17 protein-coding genes and 1 pseudogene are annotated in these 18,796 nt (G+C 59.1%); 9 read left to right on the top strand and 9 right to left on the bottom strand.

Features of this window, described 5'->3' with window-relative positions:
• On the bottom strand, positions 1-414 hold the full coding sequence (locus tag ACVWZJ_RS06970; protein ID WP_011433770.1) for an STAS domain-containing protein: 414 nt from the start codon (positions 412-414) through the stop codon (positions 1-3).
• Positions 415-710: 296 nt separating this feature from the next.
• Between ACVWZJ_RS06970 and ACVWZJ_RS06965 the strand changes: the two genes are divergently transcribed.
• Positions 711-5,543: a translocation/assembly module TamB domain-containing protein gene (locus tag ACVWZJ_RS06965; protein ID WP_457395486.1), complete on the top strand. Its 4,833-nt coding sequence runs from the start codon at positions 711-713 to the stop codon at positions 5,541-5,543.
• Between the two features lie 80 nt (positions 5,544-5,623).
• On the opposite strand, the pseudogene ACVWZJ_RS06960 reads toward ACVWZJ_RS06965, so the two are convergent.
• A pseudogene (locus ACVWZJ_RS06960) lies at positions 5,624-5,869 on the bottom strand (Mo-dependent nitrogenase C-terminal domain-containing protein); the annotation flags it as partial.
• Positions 5,870-6,577: 708 nt separating this feature from the next.
• Between ACVWZJ_RS06960 and bchB the strand changes: the two are divergent.
• The 4 genes from bchB (at position 6,578) to coaD (ending at position 10,068) form a co-directional block, all read left to right on the top strand.
• Positions 6,578-8,110 carry a ferredoxin:protochlorophyllide reductase (ATP-dependent) subunit B gene (gene bchB, locus ACVWZJ_RS06955; protein ID WP_457395483.1) on the top strand — a complete coding sequence of 511 codons (1,533 nt, stop codon included), beginning with the start codon at positions 6,578-6,580 and terminating at the stop codon, positions 8,108-8,110.
• Positions 8,111-8,166: 56 nt separating this feature from the next.
• Positions 8,167-9,171 carry a UDP-glucose 4-epimerase GalE gene (gene galE / locus ACVWZJ_RS06950; RefSeq protein WP_457395501.1) on the top strand — a complete coding sequence of 335 codons (1,005 nt, stop codon included), beginning with the start codon at positions 8,167-8,169 and terminating at the stop codon, positions 9,169-9,171.
• Positions 9,172-9,232: 61 nt separating this feature from the next.
• A complete protein-coding gene (gene cutA / locus ACVWZJ_RS06945) occupies positions 9,233-9,568 on the top strand; it encodes a divalent-cation tolerance protein CutA (protein WP_414330961.1) in 336 nt (111 codons plus the stop codon).
• A 20-nt stretch (positions 9,569-9,588) separates the two neighbouring features.
• On the top strand, positions 9,589-10,068 hold the full coding sequence (gene coaD, locus ACVWZJ_RS06940) for a pantetheine-phosphate adenylyltransferase (protein WP_414355759.1): 480 nt from the start codon (positions 9,589-9,591) through the stop codon (positions 10,066-10,068).
• A gap of 29 nt (positions 10,069-10,097) precedes the next feature.
• Here coaD and ACVWZJ_RS06935 read toward each other — a convergent pair whose 3' ends face one another.
• Positions 10,098-10,457, bottom strand: coding sequence for a pentapeptide repeat-containing protein (locus tag ACVWZJ_RS06935; RefSeq protein WP_414350044.1), 360 nt, complete (start codon positions 10,455-10,457; stop codon positions 10,098-10,100).
• A gap of 487 nt (positions 10,458-10,944) precedes the next feature.
• On the opposite strand from ACVWZJ_RS06935, the gene ACVWZJ_RS06930 reads away from it, so the two are divergent.
• Positions 10,945-12,057: an ATP-dependent 6-phosphofructokinase gene (locus ACVWZJ_RS06930; RefSeq protein ID WP_011433778.1), complete on the top strand. Its 1,113-nt coding sequence runs from the start codon at positions 10,945-10,947 to the stop codon at positions 12,055-12,057.
• Here ACVWZJ_RS06930 and hpxZ read toward each other — a convergent pair.
• The gene (gene hpxZ / locus ACVWZJ_RS06925) at positions 12,009-12,446 is read right to left on the bottom strand and encodes an oxalurate catabolism protein HpxZ (protein ID WP_011433779.1); all 438 of its coding nucleotides are present in this window, start codon (positions 12,444-12,446) and stop codon (positions 12,009-12,011) included. The genes ACVWZJ_RS06930 and hpxZ overlap by 49 nt on opposite strands.
• 142 nt (positions 12,447-12,588) lie before the next feature.
• Positions 12,589-13,605, bottom strand: a complete 1,017-nt coding sequence (locus ACVWZJ_RS06920; protein WP_011433780.1) for an adenylate/guanylate cyclase domain-containing protein — start codon at positions 13,603-13,605, stop codon at positions 12,589-12,591.
• Positions 13,606-13,789: 184 nt separating this feature from the next.
• Here ACVWZJ_RS06920 and ACVWZJ_RS06915 point away from each other — a divergent pair, with 184 nt between their 5' ends.
• Positions 13,790-14,275 (top strand): CGLD27 family protein, encoded by a 486-nt coding sequence (locus ACVWZJ_RS06915; RefSeq protein ID WP_011433781.1) that lies wholly within the window; start codon positions 13,790-13,792, stop codon positions 14,273-14,275.
• Positions 14,276-14,308: 33 nt separating this feature from the next.
• Positions 14,309-15,241, top strand: coding sequence for a bifunctional riboflavin kinase/FAD synthetase (locus ACVWZJ_RS06910; RefSeq protein WP_011433782.1), 933 nt, complete (start codon positions 14,309-14,311; stop codon positions 15,239-15,241).
• Positions 15,242-15,247: 6 nt separating this feature from the next.
• Here ACVWZJ_RS06910 and ACVWZJ_RS06905 read toward each other — a convergent pair whose 3' ends face one another.
• From ACVWZJ_RS06905 to rpoD, 4 genes are all read right to left on the bottom strand, one after another.
• Positions 15,248-15,706, bottom strand: coding sequence for a molybdenum cofactor biosynthesis protein MoaE (locus tag ACVWZJ_RS06905; RefSeq protein WP_041436693.1), 459 nt, complete (start codon positions 15,704-15,706; stop codon positions 15,248-15,250).
• 302 nt (positions 15,707-16,008) lie between these two features.
• A complete protein-coding gene (locus ACVWZJ_RS06900) occupies positions 16,009-16,794 on the bottom strand; it encodes an adenosylcobinamide-GDP ribazoletransferase (RefSeq protein ID WP_238376764.1) in 786 nt (261 codons plus the stop codon).
• Positions 16,791-17,048: a hypothetical protein gene (locus ACVWZJ_RS06895; RefSeq protein WP_148202754.1), complete on the bottom strand. Its 258-nt coding sequence runs from the start codon at positions 17,046-17,048 to the stop codon at positions 16,791-16,793. The genes ACVWZJ_RS06900 and ACVWZJ_RS06895 overlap by 4 nt, the downstream gene beginning before the upstream one ends.
• A 105-nt stretch (positions 17,049-17,153) precedes the next feature.
• Positions 17,154-18,365: an RNA polymerase sigma factor RpoD gene (gene rpoD, locus ACVWZJ_RS06890; RefSeq protein WP_011433786.1), complete on the bottom strand. Its 1,212-nt coding sequence runs from the start codon at positions 18,363-18,365 to the stop codon at positions 17,154-17,156.
• A gap of 282 nt (positions 18,366-18,647) precedes the next feature.
• Here rpoD and ACVWZJ_RS06885 point away from each other — a divergent pair, with 282 nt between their 5' ends.
• Positions 18,648-18,773 carry a hypothetical protein gene (locus ACVWZJ_RS06885; protein ID WP_011433787.1) on the top strand — a complete coding sequence of 42 codons (126 nt, stop codon included), beginning with the start codon at positions 18,648-18,650 and terminating at the stop codon, positions 18,771-18,773.
• Positions 18,774-18,796 lie beyond the last annotated feature (23 nt).

The following is an 18,796-nucleotide window of genomic DNA, read 5'->3' as shown; positions in this document are numbered from 1 at the left end:
TCAGGCGGTCTCTGTACTGCCCGTACTTCCTTCCTTCAGGCGATCCAAGGCTTCCTGCAAGGAGTTGCGCAAAGACAGGAACTTCTCCAGGCGCACCAGCTTCACCGTTTGGGTGATGCGGGGATTGCTCACCACCTGAAAGATACCTGCGCGGCCCTGCACCAGCTTGGCCAATTGCACCAGGGCGCCGACGCCAGAGCTGTCGATGAAGTCGATCCCTGTCAAATCCAGGATCAGGTTAGGGGATCCCTCTTCCAGGTATTTGGTGACCACCTTAACAAAGACCGGCTCGGAAAAGGCATCCAGAAGGCCAGTCAGGTGAAAGACCTGGCAGTTTTCCAGCGCCTCGCGGCTGCCGCGCAAGCTGACCGTCAGAGATAGGGGTTCCGGAATGGCTCTTCTCCTTTCAACCATCTCGACAGAAGGGAACACCTGAGAGAGGCCCCAGGGTGGGTTCAATCTCGGGTGTGGAGATAGCTTAGCATCCCCGTTCTCCGCGGGAGACGGTATTTTTCCGCGGGGTCTTCGGGGGAATTACGCCTGGGAGCAGGGATCTCTTCTTTCTGTTCCCTCGTGGCAAGCCAGGAGTCCTTGGGTAGGATGGGGGCAACTGTGCCGGCAAGGTCGGCCCGCAGTGCACGAATGGCTTTTGGGAGCCTGTCAGGTTTTTAAGGGGTGGGCGGTTGGGAGAGGATCACCAAGATCCAAAGATGCAGCAGCAACGATTCAACCTTTCCCCCATCACTCTAGCTGGGGTGGGTTTGGGCTTGACGGCTGCCGCCTTTGGTGCCGCCTGGGGAACAGGGATCTACCTTCAAGATCACGTGCTGCCGCAGGTGGAAGCAACCCTCTCGCAAGCGATGCGGCGGCGCGTGGAATTGGGGGAGGTGAGGTTTCTGGCCCCCTGGCAGGTGAGCTTGGGAGAAAGCCGCGTTGAACATCTGGCCAGTATCGGCTCCATCGACCTCAGCCCTGATTTCTGGACTTGGCTGCAGACGGGTCAGTGGGTGCTGAATGTTACCCTAAACCAGCCGCAACTGCTGCTGATGGAAACGCTGGATCGCGGCTGGGCGGATGTGCAGTTTCAACTGCCCGAAGGGGAGGGATCCCTGCCCTTGCATGGGCTGAACATCCGTTTGCGCCAGGGATCCCTGACGGCCATCCCTTTGGTGGGGGAGCGGCGGCAGTTTGATCGGCTGCAGGGCCAGGTGCAGGTGTGGCTGACTCACAATGCCCCGCCAGGAGAGGAGGATCTTTTCGGGGGGCGGGCCAGTTTCCAGGCGACGGCACGGTTGCTCCCTCGGGAGGGGGAGGGGGGGTACCCCCTGCAGCTCAGGGGGGTGGCGGATTTTGCCCAGGCTTCCGGTTCGGTGACGCTTTCTGCGGCTCGTCTGCCTTTGGATCTCTTGCCCAGTGTGGTGCCGGCGGCCCCTTTTGCGGAGGTGCAGGGGGAAACTGGCTTGGATCTCCAGGTGCTCTGGCGGCGGGATCAACCGCTGGAGTTGACGGGGCAGGCCCAGGTTCAACAGGCTCGGCTGGATCTGGAGAGGTTGCCCCATCCTTTTGAAGAGGTGAAGGGCTCCGTTCGCTTTACCTTGCAGGGGTTGGAGCTGGAGGGGGTGAGCGGTCGCTTTGGTCAGCTTTCCTTTGCCGAGCTAAAAGGCCCGGTGGTCTGGGAGCAAGGACAGGGGTTTGGTTTGCAGGCGGAAGTAGCGCCGGCCCGCCTGCAGCAGATCCAAGAGACGTTTGCCTTTGGCCTGCCGGTGGCGGTGGAGGGGGTGGTAGGGGGATCCGTAGCGGTCACTGGAGCCTTGGATCAGCCGCAGATCCGGGGACAGTTGCGGGGGCTTTCGCCGGGGCAGGTGGATCGCCTGCCGGTGTCGGAGTATGCCTTTGGCTTCCGCTTTGCGGATCAAACCTTGGCCTTGGAAGCAATTGACCTCAAGACTGCAGGGGGTCGCATCCAAGGCTCCGGCCAGCTGCAATGGGCTGCCGGCTTGGCAGGCCAGTTCGATCTTCAAGTCAGCGGAGCCGACGTGGAGCAGGTGCTGGCCCTTTACGGCCTCAACCTGCCCCGCCGGGGCGCTCTTCCTTGGGTGGGGCCGGTTTCCGCTCAAGTGCAGGTGGCGCTGACGGGATCCCAACCTCAGGTAGAGGCCACCTGGGCAACCCAAGGGGGAGAGATCGCCGGAAGAGGGCAGCTCCAGCTCTTGCCAGAGGCTGACGGTTGGGTGGTGGAGGTGCCTCAGGCAGTCTTGGCTGTAGAAGGAGGGCAGGCGCAGGTGGCGGGGCGGTGGGCAGGAGGGCAAGTGCAAGCCCAGGTGAGCCCCCAGAATGTGCCGCTGGCTTTCTTCAACCCCCAATGGACGGGATCCCTCTCAGGAGCCCTCACGGCGCAGGTGAACACGGCTGAGGTGTCGGAGCTGGGCTTTTTGGGGGCGCTGCGGGCGCAGGGCTCGGTGATCCTGTCGCAGCCTCTGGGAGAGGCAAGGGGCCAGGTGGCCTGGGATGGGGCGGGCCTAGTGATCCAAGAAGGTGAGATCTTGGCCGACGCAACTCGGCTGGCCGGCATACGGGGGCGGATCCCGGTGGATCCTCAAACCCTGCAGGTGGGATCCCTGGATTTGGCCTTGGCTGTGGATGGGGTTTCCTTGGCAGAAGTGCCCGGCCTGCCACCCTTGGTGGAGGGGGTGCTGCAAGGTTCGGGGCAGATTCGGGGATCCCTGGACAACCTAGAGGTGGAGGGAGAGGCTCGGCTCCAGGGCCTCAGCATAGCAGGAGTTGAATTTGAAGACTTGGCCGGATCCTTCCAGGGGTCTGCTCGAGGGGTAGAGGTGGATCTCCAGGGACAGCAGGACAGGCTGGCGTTGCAGTTGGATCCCCAGTTGCAGCCTTTGCAATTTCAAGTCCGGCGAGGGGAGGCGGAGGCAGTAGGTCAACGACAGCAGGAACAGCTCCAGGTGACGGTGAATCGGCTGCCGCTGGCTTTGCTGGGGGGCTTAGCTGCCGGGCCGTGGGCCAGCCTACAGGGGAACCTCGATGGGGAGGTGGCAGTTGACCTGGCAAGTGGTGCTGCCCAAGGACGGGCTGCGGTAGCGGATCTGCAGTGGGGAGGGATGAAAGTGCAGGGCTTCTCGGTGGATTTTGACTACCAGACTGCGGGCGACTCCGGCTCTCCCCGGCTGACCATTGCTCAAGCCCAACTGGATTTGTTCGAGAGCACCTATACGGCTAGGGGCACCTTAGAGCTGCCTGCAACTCTTCTGCAAGCCGGTTTGGATCCCACCTTGGCGGCTCTCGCTCCCCAAATTGACCTAGAGATCAGCACCCATCAAGGTCGGCTAGAAGATATCATCTCCGCCTTCAAGTGGCGGCAGTGGCGCGACCTCACCACCCGGGGTTTCCAATTGCCCCCCTTGGGCCCTGCCTCGGTGTTGGAGACCGATCCGGTTGGTTTGCCCAACCATCCTCTCCTGGAGCAGCTAGAGTACTATGCCCAGATCCTGGCCGCCCACCTGGAGACTCTGGCCAGCCGCATGGATCCGCTGTTCGCGTCAGCGGTGCGGAGCACTTTCCCGCCGCCCACGAGTCTGCGAGGGGAGTTTCAGGGCAGCTTGAGTATTGCCGGCAACCTTGCCCAGCCCCGTGTCAGCTTTCAACTGGAGGGCCGGAATTGGCAAGCCGAGGAGTTTGGCATTGAAACCCTCACTGCGGTCGGCAGCCTTGTCGTTCCCACAAGCGGTGCGGAGGGAGCAGTGGTGCTGGAGCCGCTGCTGTTGCGCAGTGGAGAGCGGCAAGCCCTGTTCTCCGGCAGGCTGGGGCTGGAGGAGCAGTCGGGATCCTTGCAAATCCAAGGATTGCCTCTGGCTTTGCTGGACCGCTTCCTGCCAGAGGAGCTGGAGCTGCAGGGGGATCTCAACCTGGACGTGGAGCTGGCCGGCAACCTGCGGGATCCCCATGCCCGCGGATCCCTGACAGTGGTCAACGCCCAGATCAACCAGGTGCCGCTGCGGGAGGTGGGAGGACAATTTGACTACCAGCGGGGGCAGCTGCGCCTGGACGGCGCCCTGCTGGCCAATGGTGACGAACCCATTCGCCTCTTTGGCCTAGTGCCCTACACCCTGCCCTTTGCCGAGGTGCGGGCCGAATCCGACCAGATCGACCTCACCCTGCAAGCCAAGCATGGCGGTCTGCGCCTGATCAACCTCTTCACCGACCAGGTGCGCTGGGAAGGCGGCCAAAGCCAACTGGAGCTGGCCATCCGCGGCACCTTGCGAGAGCCCAGCCTGCAGGGGAACTTGAGCGTCAACTCGGGGATCCTCAAGCTGGCAGCCCTGCCGGAGCCCATTACCGACCTCACAGGCCAGATCGCCTTTAACCTCAATCAGCTGCAAGTCCAGGAGCTGCGGGGACAGTTGGGGGGTGGATCCCTTTTGGCTGAAGGCTTTTTGCCCGTCAACTCTCGCGGTGCCCTGCAGATGGACGAAACCTCGCCACCCTTAACTCTGCAACTCCAAGGGATCCAGCTCAACCTGCCTAGCCTCTACACTGGCCATCTGGACGGCGAGGTGGCTGTCAGAGGGCTGCTTCTGCAACCTTTGCTCGAGGGGCGGCTGGAGGTTTCTCAAGGGATCGTGGATGTCAGCCCCCGCCGGGCAGAACCTGAGGCCGCAACAGCTGCCGCCGGCTCGACTTCGCCGGATCCCTTCTGGCAGCCGCGGCTCAACGGACTGGAGCTGGTCTTGGGGCCAGGGATCCGCGTGCAGCGTCCCAATCTGTTTGAATTCAATGCTGCCGGCACCTTGCGCCTGTTTGGCACTCCCCAGGATCTGCGCCCAGCGGGCACCATTGCCCTAGAGCGAGGCCGCGTCAACCTGCCCCTTGCCAACTTTCGCCTGGATCGCTCCCGCTCCAATACCGCCACTTTTGACCTAGACAACCCCTTCGATCCCTTCCTGAACCTGCGCTTGATGACCCAGGCCATCGAGGTCTATCGCTTTCCCCAAGAGCTCTCCCCCTTTGACACCAACCGCAACCTGCCGGGATCCCAGCAGAGCATCGAGATTTTCGCCACGGTCAACGGGCGGGCCAGCCAGCTGGCTGAGGCGGATCCCCGCAACGGGGTTCTGGCCCTTTCCAGCAGCCCCAGCCGCTCCCCCGAAGAGATCGTCGCCCTCCTGGGAGGCACAGCTCTGGCCCGCCTCAACCCCGAAGCGGGAGTGGCCGGCCTGGCCGGAACTGCCTTGCTCAACGATGTGCTGGACACGCTGCGGGACACCCTGGGCCTAGACGAGGTGCGCATTAGCCCCGTCCCCCAGGTCGATACCCGCGCTGCCAACCGCTCCTCGATAGGGCTAGCGCTGGAGGTGGCCCGCGATCTGGGGCCAGCCACTTCCATCTCGGTGCAGCGCAACCTAACGGATCCCTTTCAGCCCACCCGCTACAGCGCCCGCTACCGCCTCAACGAGCAAACCCTCACCCGCGCCAGCACCGACCTCGAGGGCAACAATGTCATTTCCATCGAGTTTGAGACCCGCTTCTAATGGGATCCACTCCGGAGTTTGGCAGCAGGCTTTGGATGGCCAGGGATCCCTTGAAAAAAGATTTAGTGGAAAAAGCTGCCTTACAGGTAACGGCTAATGTCTTCTCCTCGCTCCGCCAAAAACGACAAGGCCCGGAAGCGCAGCCCTGCCACCTGGTCGTAGAGGGGGTTGAGCTTACACATGGGCGGAATGTGCATCACCTTATGGCCAAACAGCACCACATCTCGCTCAAAGGGGCAGCGGGCCGGGATCCACTGGCAAAGGAAATGGGCCAAGCGTGGATCGCGGATGCTAAAGTTATCCATAGCCGATTGAATGGGACGCAACGGAGCCTGCAACCAGTCGCGCAGGCGACCCGTGGACTTGAAAAGCACAGAAGTCATGGAACCAGACAGCTCCTGAGGAGCTTTGCGAGCACGTTGCCAAGAAATCGTTGTGGAACCCATACGCTTTCACCTCAACCTTTGAAGAAGCAGCAGCCTTTGGTCGGTTACGGCGCGCAAAATTACTAGCCATCGACAATTCTCTGTGTCGAGCTTGTATTCAGGGAAACATTAGCCATCTCTCTTCCCTCTGTTAGTCTGCCTTCTCCAACGGAAAACTTGCTTCTGTAAACAAGAATCTCTGCTCAATGTTGTAGAGCTACATGTTTTGTCTCCAAAAGTTAACATGTAACGAAAAATACAAAAACTCCTCTGCTCTTGTCCACCAGCCGATTCCCTGTCAGGATCCCTGAAGTTCCTCAGCTTGGGCTCTGGAGCCAGATGGGTATCCATCGCTCCTATTTCTAGGATGGAACAAGCCCTTTGGGCGGAGTAGGGGGATCCCCGTAATCACACTTGCCTTGGCAGGGTTGTTTTTCTTTTGATCGAGTTTGGCTTGGGAGCGTCTCGGTTGGGAGTTACGGAGGATAACAGCCAAGGGATGCCGGCTGCTGAGCGTTCTACAATGCCAGGAGAGATTCCCAGCGGGTGCACATCCGGCGGTGGGTTGGGATCCTTGATTTTGTCTCTGGCTTTCTTGAGAGGCTGCCCATGAAATTGGCCTATTGGATGTACGCTGGCCCTGCCCATATCGGCACGCTGCGGGTGGCCAGCTCCTTCAAAAACGTTCACAGCATCATGCACGCTCCTCTGGGAGACGACTATTTCAACGTGATGCGTTCCATGTTGGAGCGAGAGCGGGATTTTACTCCGGTAACCACCAGCGTCGTTGACCGGCAGGTGTTGGCGCGGGGATCCGACGAAAAGGTGATTCGCAACATCGTCCGCAAAGACGGCGAGGAGCAGCCGGATCTGATCGTCGTCACCCCCACCTGCACCTCTAGCATTTTGCAGGAAGATCTGCATCACTTTGTCCGGCAGGCCCAGTTGGCCAGTCGCTGCGATGTGGTGCTGGCAGATGTCAACCACTACCGGGTTAACGAATTGCAGGCAGCGGATCGCACCCTGCAGCAGATTGTGGAGTTCTATATCACCAAAGCTCGCAAAAGCGGGGAGTTAGACAGCCTGCCCCAAAAGACGGAGCGGCCTTCCTGTAACATCCTTGGCATTTCCACCCTAGGGTTTCACAATGCCCATGATCTGCGGGAGCTGAAGGTGCTGCTGCGGGATCTGGGGATCCAGCTCAACCTGGTGATCCCGCAAGGGGCCAGTGTCCACGATCTCAAACACCTGGGGCGGGCTTGGTTTAATGTGGTGCCCTACCGGGAGCTGGGGCCGATGACAGCTCGCTATCTGCAGCAGGAATTCGGCATGCCTTACATTGAGATCACCCCGATGGGGGTGGTGGAAACGGCCCGCTTCATCCGCCAGATCCAGCAGATCCTAAACGAGCAAGGGATCCCTGTCGATTATGAAGCCTACATCCAGGAGCAAACCCTGCACATTTCCCAAGCGGCCTGGTTTTCCCGCTCCATCGACTGCCAAAACCTAACCGGCAAAAAAGCGGTGGTCTTCGGGGATTCCACCCACGCGGCGGCCATCACCAAAATCCTGGCCCGCGAGATGGGGATCCACGTGGTGTGGGCGGGCAGCTATTGCACCTACGATGGGGAGTGGTTCCAGGCAGAGGTGGGAGGGTATTGCGATCAGATCTTGATGACGGAGGATCACACCCGCGTGGCGGACGCCATTGCCCAGGCGGAACCTGCTGCGATTTTCGGCACCCAGATGGAGCGGCATGTGGGCAAACGGCTGCGGATCCCTTGTGGGGTCATCTCGGCCCCCATCCACGTGCAGGATTTCCCCATCGGCTACCGGCCCTTTTTGGGCTACGAGGGCGCCAACCAAATTGTGGACTTGATCTACAACTCCTTTACCCTGGGCATGGAAGATCACCTGTTGGAGATCTTCGGTGGCCACGACACCAAGGAGGTGATTCACAAGAGCCTGAGCGCCGATTCCGACCTCATCTGGACGCGGGAAGCCCAGGCGGAGCTGAACAAGGTGCCCGGCTTTGTGCGCGGCAAGGTTAAACGCAACACCGAAAAATTTGCCCGCGAACGAGGCTTGACCGAGATCAGTGTGGAGGTCATGTACGCCGCCAAAGAAGCTTTTGGAGCTTGAAGGGATCCCGTTGACAACCTTTACCCTGGGTGGGATCTTCCATCTGACGTTTGCCTATGCGTCTCCTGGTTACCGGCGGGGCGGGCTACATCGGCAGCCACACTTGCAAAGCTCTGGCGGCCTCTGGCCATCTGCCCATCACTTACGACAACTTGGTTTACGGGCACCCCTGGGCAGTTCGCTGGGGGCCGTTGGAGATTGGGGATCTCGCCGACCGCCAGCGGCTTGATCAAGTCATCCAGCACTATCGCCCGGAAGGGGTGATCCACTTTGCTGCCTATGCCTATGTGGGCGAGTCGGTCAAGGATCCCGGCAAATACTACCGCAACAATGTGGCCGGATCCCTGAGTTTGTTGGAGGCCATGCGGGATCACGGGATCCCTTACCTGGTGTTCTCCAGCACCTGTGCCACTTATGGGATGCCAGAGCGGATTCCCATTCCCGAAAGTCATCCGCAACGTCCCATCAACCCCTACGGCCAGAGCAAGCTAATGGTGGAGCAGATCTTGCAAGATTTCCAGGTTGCCCACGGGATCCGATCCATTAGCCTGCGCTACTTCAATGCCGCCGGAGCCGATCCCGATGGTGAAATTGGGGAGGCCCACGACCCGGAAACCCACCTGATCCCCTTGGTGTTGGAGGTCGCCGGCGGCCAACGTCCCCACATCACGGTCTTTGGAGAGGACTACGATACCCCCGATGGCACCTGTATCCGCGACTACATTCACGTCACCGACCTGGCTCAAGCCCACGTGTTGGCGGTAGAAGCGCTGGCCTCTGGCCGACCCGTACCAGCAGCCTACAACCTGGGCAATGGCCAAGGCTTTTCCGTCAAAGAGGTCATTGCCACCGCAGCAGCCGTGACCGGAAGACAGATCCCCATGCAAATGGGAGCGCGCCGCCCTGGGGATCCCCCGCGCTTGGTGGGCGATGCCGGCGCCATCCTTCGCGATCTCAACTGGAAACCTCTCTACACCGACCTGGCCGAGATCATTCAAACTGCCTGGCGCTGGCACCAGAAGCGACCCTATTTCGGCAAATCTAGGCCCCCGTTGAGCTAGGAGCGTCTAACTTGGCGGGCGATAGGATAGGGAGGAACCGCTTGGTTAACCACTGCCCCGCATGGACGACAAGATCACACCCGATACCCTCGCGGTTGTCATGACCACGGTGGGATCCGAAACCGAGGCCCATCGCTTGGCCCATACCCTGGTGGCCGAACGTTATGTGGCCTGTGCCCAGGTCTTGCCCGGGATCACGTCCTACTATCGCTGGCAGGGATCCCTGCAGACCGATGCCGAGTTCCTCATCCTGCTCAAATTGCCCGCAACTGCCTACCCCCGCCTGGAACAACGGCTGCGAGAGCTGCACCCCTACGCTGAGCCCGAGATCCTGGCTCTGGCAGCCACTCAAGTGAGCACAACCTATTTGGCTTGGGCCCGAGACCAGGTAGGGTGAGGAATAGCACGAGGTTGGCCATGATCGCCCTCTACCCCGGCAGCTTTGACCCCATTACCCTTGGACATCTCGATGTTATCGAGCGGGCCAGCCGTCTTTTTTCCAAGGTAATCGTCGCCGTCTTGAAAAACCCCAACAAAACCCCTCTGTTCAGCCCAGAGCAGCGGCAAGCCCAGATTAGCCTGTCCACGGCCCATCTCAAAAATGTTGAGGTTGATACGTTTTCAGGTCTGACGGTGGCCTACGCCCGTCAACGGGGGGCAAAGGTGATCGTGCGCGGCTTGCGAGTCTTGTCGGACTTCGATGTGGAGCTGCAAATGGCCCACACCAACAAGCTGCTGGCTCCCGAACTGGAAACCCTCTTTCTGGCCACCGCCAGCGAGCACAGTTTTGTCAGCAGCAGCCTGGTGAAGGAGGTCGCCAAGCTGGGCGGCCCCATCGATCACCTGGTGCCCGCTCCGGTGATTCGAGATTTGCGGGAGCGCTTTCCCCCGGCCTGAGGGCTCAGGGATCCCCTCTCCTTCCCCAATCAAAATTCAAAGGGCTGCATCCCTGCCGTCACCGGATCAAACCCCACCGGGAAGCAGGTGCTGTGATTGTAGAGGGATCCCCTCAAATTGGCCCCTTCCAAGCAGGCTCCCTCAAGGTCGGCATAGCGCAGGTCGGCACAGCGCAGATCAGCCTTCGCCAGATTGCTGCCCCGCAGGTTGGCGTAGCGCAGGTTAGCCCCATGCAAATCGGATCCCTCGAGATTGGCCCCTCGCAGATCGACCCCCCTCAAAAAGGCATACTCCAAGCAGGACTGGGGAAAATGGCGCTCTCCCTGCCGGTAGCGGCTGAGCAACTCTGAGGCCCCTTGTAGAGCACACTGGGCAATGGTTTGAGTCATGGTACTGCTCCCAAATCAGACTGGATGCTTTATCTCTATCCTCATCCCTATCATCGGGTTGACCAGGTTTTGATCATCCCTGCTTAACAAATAATTTCAGTTTTTGAGTGGATTGTTGCCCCCAAGTTTTTTTGGAAAGATCTATCCTCAGAGATATAGAAGTCTTTCCTAATCGGCAGCTTGTGCAGCAATGTTTCTTAATCCTTTTTGTGAAGGATGCTTAACGGCTGGGCTTGATCGCCAACCCCAAACCCCACCGGGAACGCAAGCTGACCTGATCTTGCTGGGCTGTATGGATCCCTCAATTTCTTCTTTTTCAGCACTCCCCCAACCAGAAGGTGTTTCTCCAGAGCTGATTGAACCAAGATAATTGGGATAATGATCGACTGGATCACATCCGTAGTTTGCGATTGAGTAGGGATTCTCTGCAAGCGATATAGACCCTTATCTCTGTTCAGGATGTTCACCTTTCTTTAACTAGAGCTCTATGCCCAAACGTAAGCGAATCGGGATCCTCACCAGTGGCGGCGATTGTGGCGGCCTCAACGCTGTGATTCGAGCAGTGGTGCGGCGGGCCCGCGACTACGATATGGAAGTTTATGGCATCAAAGATGCGACGGCAGGACTCATGGCTCGACCGGTGGAGGCGGAGCTGCTGGATGTGAAGCGGGTTTCCGGCATTTTGCGCTACGGCGGCACCATCTTGGGCACCGTGAACAAAGGCAACCCCTTCGCCTACCCTATGCCCGATGGCAGCTTGGTGGATCGCTCGGCAGAGGTGATCACCGGCTACCACCGGCTTGGGTTGGATGCGCTGATCGGGGTGGGGGGGGATGGCAGCTTGGCCATTCTCCGGCAACTGGCCCTGCAGGGGGATTGGAACTTTGTCGGGATCCCCAAGACCATCGACAACGATGTCGGTGCCACCGAGTATTCGGTGGGGTTCAACACAGCTCTGAGCGTGGCTGTGGAAGCTCTAGATCAGCTCACCTACACGGCCATCAGCCACAGCCGAGTCATGGTCATGGAAGTCATGGGGCGGGATGCCGGTCACATTGCCATCAGCGCCGGCATTGCCGGGGGGGCGCATGTGATTTTGATCCCGGAAATTCCCTACAAGCTGGAGAATGTCTGCAAAAGAATCCGCGACCGCAAAGAGCGGGGCAATAACTTCAGCATCGTGGTGGTGGCGGAGGCAGTTCGCACCGAGTCGGGGGAGCCGGTGACCTACACCAACAGCCTGGGGCAGTCTCTCTACGGCGGCATCGGCCATTACATCAGCAATGAGATCGCCCTGCGCACCGGCATCGAAACCCGGGTTATGGTTTTGGGCCACCTGCAGCGGGGAGGTACGCCTTCTCCTCTGGATCGCCTGCTGGGAGCAGCCTTTGGGGTGGCTGCTGTGGACTTGATCGCCCAAGGCAAATACGACCGCATGGTGGCCTGGCAAAATCGGCGGGTGGTGGATGTGCCCCTGGCAGAGGCCATCTCCCAGTATCGGCGGGTGGAGGTGGACGGGGCTTTGATCGCCACGGCCATTGGGCTGAATACCTACGTGGGCGAGGTGGATCCCCAGCTTTTGCGCAGCATTTCCCCCTGATCTTCCGGCAAAAACGACACGTGGGCAGAGACAATCTTCCAGCCGATATCGGGGAACCTGTACCACATCTGGCTTTGGCGGCCCAAGCGAGGGATCCCGTTCACCGGACGGCGAAACTCTAGGGTGACCGAGCCGCAATCTTCCCCAAAGGTGACCACCTGCAAACGCAGCATCTCGCGGGCCAAATTCGTGGGAGGGCGCTGTTGGCGAAAAGCCTTGATCTCCTCTCCCCCGTAGAGATTTTCCCCCACCCCAAAGCGCACCACCTGGGGGCCATCCCAAAACAGGCGGGTTAGGGTGGGCACATCATTGCTCGTCAGGGCAGCTTCGTACTGATGGTAGAGTTCGGTTAGCTCTGCCACCACCTCGGGGCGATTCACCACACTCATGGGCCGGGCTCTCGTGCAATCGAAATGGGATCCTATCGGCTCCAGGAGCAGCAGGAGGTTCTAAAAGAACAGCGGGATCCCCCACCTTGCTCTGTCAGACAGCAGACAGCGGCAAGACATCTCCGAGTAGTCGGATCCAAGTCTAGGGGCTGAGAACGGCTTGCAAAGACCACACATCGCAGTAGTACACCTGATGGCGGTGGGCATACCCCTTCAGCTCCACAGCCTGATGGGAGAAGCAGGCGGCTGCCTGCCCCAGCTGTTTGGCCAAGCAGGTATAGGTGTCCTGGCTGATCGCCAGGTCGGCGTTGAGGGTGCGGGTAGCGCTCTCGATGCGAAAGGCCAAATTCACCGTATCTCCCAGAGCCGTATATTCTTGGCGGGTGTTGTTGCCCACCTGGCGCACGATTGCCGAGCCTGTGTTGACCCCTGCCCCCAGACGAATGGGAGAAGGCAGCGGAAACTCACCGTTCAGCTGCTCGGTCATTTGAAACAGCTTCGCTATGGCCTGCAAAACCGACTTCACATCGAGGTGAATTCCCGGCGCTTCCGTGCCCAGAGAAGCAGTGTTGGCTTGGGGCACATGGAACCAAACGGCCATAATCGCATCGCCAATGTATTTATCGACAGTGCCCCCGTACTGCTGAATGATATCCCCACCCCGCCGGAACCAATCGCCCATCACCTGGGAAAGCAGGCGCTCGTCCAGTTGTTGAGTCAGTTGTCCGTAACCTCGCACATCCACCACCGCCACCGAGATCAGCCAGCGGGTTTGTAAAACCAGGGTGTCCGAAGGTTTGGCCGCAGGGCTGGGTTCCGAGCTGGCCAGGGATCCGCTGTGGAACTCCAGCTGGGATTGTCCAAGGGTGAGGTGATCCCCATCCTGCAGCAGGGTGGGAATGCTGACGCGGCGATTGTTGACAAACGAGCCGTTGCGGCTGCCCAGATCGATGAGATAGATGCTGTTGTTGTCGAGGTATTGCAGCAGGGCATGTTGGCGGGAAACGCTGGGATCGCTCAAGACGATGGCGTTGTCCTCATCACGGCCTAGGGTCCAAGCGGTCGCTCCCGAGAGAACGTGTTTTCTTTGGCTGCCATCCGGCTCTTTTAAGACTACATAGGGTGCGGCAGTGGCGGCAGATTCGCTCGTGACGCTCATGATGGGATAAGTTGTAGACGCGACCACACTTTAATAAATACGATACCCCGCTCCCCTTCGGTTGATCGGGAAGATGCCTGGGCTGGATTTCTAGGCTGTCTTCGTCGAGAGATGGAGGTCTGAGGATGGGCTTGGCGGGGGGCCAACCCGACCGATATCATTTTGTGTAGATACGTTAAGGTCTATGCTGGATCCCTCCCATCCCATTCCCGCTGAGCAACAGCCGCTCCGGCAATATGCAGAGCTGAGGGAAGCCTTTCCTTTTTCCTGGCCTGCTTTGGGGTGGATCCCTTACTTAAAACGAATCTTTGGGGTTTGGGGAGCTGTTGTGCTGGCGGTTTCCCCGCTGGTTTGGAGCAGCTTTGCCGGAGATTGGGGCCACTTTGTCTCTGGGTCGGTGCTGGGGGCCAATGTCTTGCTCGGCCTGGTGTTGCTCCATCTCTACTTGGGATGGGCTTATGTGCGGCGGCGCTTGGTACAAGCCCAGATTCCCTATGAAGAAAGTGGCTGGTACGATGGGGCGATGTATGCCAAGTCAGAAGAGGAGCTGGCTCAGCATCGGCTGATTGTCAGGTATCAGATTGATCCTGTGTTGCAGCGCCTGCGACGGAGCTTGTGGGGCGTAGTGGGCTTGAGTGGGTTGGTGGCCCTGCTGTGGCCTCTGGGGTAGGCAGTTGGTTGGCTGTTTTTAGGATCCCGAACAGTGCACATCACTTCTGATCTGGCTCAAACCTTGCGACCCACCGCTGTGGCCATCGGGAACTTCGATGGCTTGCATCTGGGCCATCAGAAGGTGCTGCAGCCGATTCGAGATTCTCTTCAGGGGGTACGTACTGTCCTCACCTTTCATCCCCATCCCCAGGAAGTCTTGACGAGGCGGCCTCAGCTGTTGCTCACTCCCCCTGCCGAAAAGCTGGATCTGTTGGCGCAAATGGGCTTTGAGCAGGTGGTACTGCTCCCCTTCACCCCTGCATTTGCCTGCCAGCCCCCCCAAGAGTTTATCCAAACGGTACTTGAACAGGGCCTGCGCGTTCGCCATCTCAGCGTCGGTTGGGATTTTTGCTTTGGTCACCGTCGCTCCGGCAACGCCCAAACGCTCCAGGCTTGGGGATCCGAGCGCTGCATTCCGGTGGAGGTAATCCCGGAGACGAAACTCAACGGGGAACGGGTGAGCAGCTCTCGCATTCGAGCTGCCTTGGCGACTGGGGAGGTGTCCACCGCCGAAGCGCTCTTGGGTCGTCCTTACCGGCTAACGGGAGAAGTGGTGCAAGGGGATCAGCGGGGCCGACAACTGGGCTTTCCCACCGCCAACCTCCGCTTGCCTCCGGAGAAGTTTTTGCCCCGCGATGGGGTGTACAGCGTTTGGGTGGATGTGCCTGCTGCTGCGGCAGCTCTACCTGGGGTGATGAACATTGGCCATCGGCCCACCTTTGCCGGTTTACAGCACACCGTCGAGGTGCATCTATTGGATTGGACAGGAGATCTCTACAGGCAAGAGGTGCGGGTGGCGCTACGGGGCTTTATCCGCCCAGAGCGGAGATTTCCCACGGTGGCAGATTTGATTCAGCAAATTCAGCAAGATTGCCAAACAGCCCGCCAGCAATTGGGTTTGGCTGAGCAAGTGGGTATGGTGTAGGGGGATCTATGCCGAAGAGAGCTCGCAAGCGCCAAGGCTCACCCAGGCGCTGGTGCCATCTCGCCAGTATTCTTTTTTCCAGATGGGGGCGTTGTGCTTGAGGGTGTCGATGGCAAATTGGCAGGCAGCAAACCCTTCGGCCCGATGAGGGGTGCCCACCGCCACCAAGACGCTGATCTCGCCAATGCGCAGCTTGCCGATGCGGTGGTGGATGACCACACTGTTGGCATCTGGCCAGCGCTGCTGAATTTGTCGGGCAATATCGGCGAAGACCTTCAGGGCCATGGGCTCATAGGCTTGGTATTCCAGGTAATCGACAGGGCGGCCATTGGTGTTGTCTCGAACGGTACCGCTCATCACCACCACGGCCCCATTGCCCGGATGGTAGGCCTCTTGGTGGACACGGTCGATGGACAGGGGAGCCAGGGTAATCTGGAAGGAAGTCTTCAGGACGGTCAGGAGCATGACTCTAGTCAATAATAAGCTCAACTATACTGAAAATAATGTATAATATGTTCAGTACGGATTACTACCAGTTGATCTTTCTGTTTACTTTCGAGTCTGCCAACATGGTAGCCAAAGCAAAGCAGAAAATTGGTAGTAAGACGACACGGAAACTGCGCTTTGGGTATTCTACTCAAAGCTTTGCGGGATACCGCCATTCTGTTTGGACTCCGTCCCGCTAACGCGAATGGAAACAAACAGAATGCTATCGCTGCATAGTTGAACAGTGATGTTCAGCAGTGTTCAGCGTAAATGTATCAGATTCATGATGGCCCAATAAGGGATCCCCACAGCAATGCTATCGCTTCTGACCATTCCACCGTAGCTCCGTAGGTATCGCCCGTGTGTCCTCCCAACTGGCGGTAGATCCAGTAGCCCACGGCCCAAGCCCCCAGGGCGGATCCCAGCGTCCAGAGCAGCAAAGGGGGCCAAGCCAAGATCCCAGCCCAGCCCAACCCCCCGGTGATGGCCAGCACAAGCAGAGTGCCCGGCCACAGGGATCCCGGCAGGGAAGTGGAGTCTTTGAGGAAGCGGGCGGATCCCTGCTCTCGCAGATAGGGGTACAGGGCAATGGCGAGCAACTGGCCCCAACGCCCCCAGGCGGGCACCAGCAGCAAGAGGGGCCAAGCTCGAACGCTGCTCAGGGCAGCAAATTTCAGCAGCAGCAGCAGCACCAAGGCCAGTACCCCATAGGCCCCGGTGTGGCTATCGCTCATCACCTGCAGACGGCGACGGGATCCCTGCAAGTCAGATTTTTGTCCATCCTCAGTTGACCGTTCCGGATCCCCTTTGTAAGGATTCTTGTGGACATTGATCGCCAAGCCATCGGCAGTATCGGCCACCCCGTCCAGGTGTAGCCCACCGGTCAAGAGAACCCACAGGGCCAAGAGCAAAGCGGCCCGCACCGGATTGGGGAAAATCTGCAGCAGGATCCCAGCCAGGGAGAGGATCCCGCCCAGCAACACACCTACCCCTGGCAGCCAGGCGGCAATGCCCTCAAACGGCAAGTCTCCGACCCACCCCAGAGGCAGGGCCGTGTAGAAAGTCAAGGCTGCCCAGAAGCGCCGCAATCGCTCAGTCCTTGAGTCTGTGTAAAGGGATCCGCCAATCCAGCCCTCTGGGAGAGAAAATAGGAATCCTTGCGAACGGTGCGCCCCACCACAATGGTGAGCTTGACAATGGTGAGCTTGGCCACCAAAGCTCCGATGGCGCCCACCGCGGCCAACACCAGAAAGAGGGCTGCTTTTTCAGAAAGACTGGGATCCGCGGAGTCTGGTTCGAGTTCATGCTGAAGATCCTCCATCGCGCGGGTTGGCAGTTCCAACTCAGTCTGCCTTAGGGGGCCGGGAACTCTCTTGGATCCCTTGCCCCGGCTCTCCCTGAGAGCTAGAAGGAATGGGCCCCAGAGTCACCGGATGTATTCCTTCAACACGCTGTTGCGGTTGGGGTGGCGCAACTTGCGCAGAGCCTTAGCCTCGATCTGCCGGATTCGCTCACGGGTGACATTAAAGATCTGGCCGATTTCCTCCAGAGTTTTCATGCGGCCATCATCCAAGCCGTAGCGCAACTTCAACACATCCCGTTCGCGGGCGGTGAGGGTTTCCAAAACGCTTTCCAGATCTTCTCTGAGCAAGACTTTGGCCACCCGATCCTCCGGCGTCTCCCCATCCGACTCGATAAAGTCTCCCAGCCGAGAATCCTCTTCCTTGCCGATGGGGGTTTCCAAAGAGATGGGAAGCTGGGCCGACTTGGCGATAAAGCGCAACTTCTCGATGGTGATCTCCATGCGGGTGGCGATCTCCTCTTCGGTGGGCTTGCGGCCCAATTCCTGGGAAAGCAACTTGGTTACCTTTTTGATGCGGGAGATCGTCTCGTAGAGGTGGACAGGCAGGCGAATGGTGCGGGATTGGTCGGCAATGGCGCGGGTGATGGCCTGTCGAATCCACCACGTCGCATAGGTGGAGAACTTGTAGCCCTTCTCGTGGTCGAATTTCTCGGCTGCCCGAATCAGGCCCAGGGATCCCTCCTGAATCAAATCCTGAAAAGACAGGCCCCGGTTCATGTACTTTTTGGCGATGGACACCACCAAACGCAGATTAGACTGCACCATCTTTTCTTTGGCCCGCCGCCCCCGATGCAACCGCCGCCGAAATTCCGGCAAGGACATCTTGACCTCTTCTGCCCAGAGGGTGTCCGGCACCTCTTCTGGGTCTGACCAGAGGCCCATACGCTGAAAAACGGCCTCGCGAGCGCGCTCTAGCTCCAGCAGATCGGCAATTTTTCGGGCTAGCTCGATTTCTTCATCGGCCCGCAGCAGCCGGATACGCCCAATTTCTTGCAAATAGACCCGGATAGAGTCATCGGTGTAGGGCTTTTTCTTACTGGCCGCCTTGCGCTTTGAGCGACCTTTGGCACCGGCGGCGGCAGTCTCTCCATCCTCCTCTGCTGCCTCTTCGTCGTCGTCATCCTCATCAAAAGCATCAGTGTCACCGGTATCCAGTTCGCTCTCGAGGGTATCTGTCTCCGTGTCCAACTCCAGGGTGCCAGAAGGTGGATTTTCCAGATCCGATTCGAGAAGAGCTGTTTTACCCGATTTCACCAATTCCTTTGCTTGAGCCATGCTGAGTTCCTCGTGATCCTAATCACAGACAACTAAAGGTGACTAAGGGAGCTTAGACGCCAAAGGGAGAGGAGCAAGTTGCAGCCCTGCTGCATCCCACAACGCCAGAGTGAGGGAGCCGATATCCGCAAGCCAAAGCCTGAGTTGCCCTAGGCAAGCCTGCCCGCTTCTGGATAACCGATTGCTCGGGTCAATCTGGAAGCAGATATCGCTCATGGGGCTCAACTGAACTGGCGCAAGACCCGTCATCTTGGTGGGCGGAACCTCTCAAGATGGCGAGAGGTGGATCTTTCTCTTCGCCAATCCTGCGACGGGGTGCGAGGCACTTCACTGGGGGGGCGGAACATTCAGCACCTCAACCACTCCAACCTGCGAGGAGAAGATCGCTCTACAGCAGGCGGCAAGTGACCCTGGGAGGAACACTTGCGAGC

It is taken from the genome of Thermostichus sp. OS-CIW-29, assembly GCF_054058195.1.
This window is presented reverse-complemented; position numbering and strand designations above follow the sequence as displayed.